Annotated in this window: 1 protein-coding gene; it reads left to right on the top strand. The window is 31.8% G+C overall.

Features of this window, described 5'->3' with window-relative positions:
* Positions 1–793: hypothetical protein (locus N1F73_RS03990; RefSeq protein WP_260360164.1), on the top strand; the 793-nt coding region annotated here is incomplete at both ends.

Here is a 793-nt window from a genome sequence, read left to right as displayed (position 1 = left end):
ACGCTAAAATTGAAAAAGAAAAAGCAAAATACGAAAAAGAAGTTGGTAAATTAACTCAATTAAAAGACGCTTTAAGCAAATACCCTGATATTCAAAATCAATTGCAAGATGCTTTAGATTCTTCAAACCAAGTTGTTGGTAAAGATGGTTCATCTTACGATCCACAAAAAGCAACAGTTGATAATTTTGTTAATGAAATACCAAAAATTATTGATGCAATAAACAAAGCTAAAACAGCAGCCAAAGAAGCCGCCAGAACTAATTACGATAGAGATTTAGCTGCCGCTAAAGAAGAATCAACAAATACAACCGATCCTAGTTATGAAGGTCAAAAAGCTGATTTTGATAAAAAAATAGCAAAAATTGAAAAACAATTACAAGACAATCTAAGTGCTGCTGGAAATGAAGAGGATAAAATACGTGAAGCTTACGAAAAAGCTTCCGCAGCAGTCAATAAAGCTAAAGATGACTTTATTAACTCAAAAAATAGTGAACAAGCACAAAAAAATAAACAATATATTGAATTAGCTAACCAAGTTGATCAATATTTAGCTAGACCTGAGCTTGCTACTGGCTATAATGACATCAAAAAAACATTAACAGATGTTAAAAAGATAACCGATCAAACTAGTGGGGTGGGTAAACAACCAAGTTTAGAACAAGCAACAAAAGATTACAATGCTTTAAACACTGCGTTTGAAAACCTAAAAACCCAAGAGCAAGTCAGAAGAGATAAAATCACCGAGAGAAATAATAAAGATTCACAATTCAATATAGCATTAGCTAACTATAG

The organism is Mycoplasma sp. HS2188 (assembly GCF_025209835.1).
Classification (GTDB): Bacteria; Bacillota_I; Bacilli_A; order Mycoplasmatales; family Metamycoplasmataceae; genus Mycoplasmopsis.
This window is presented reverse-complemented; position numbering and strand designations above follow the sequence as displayed.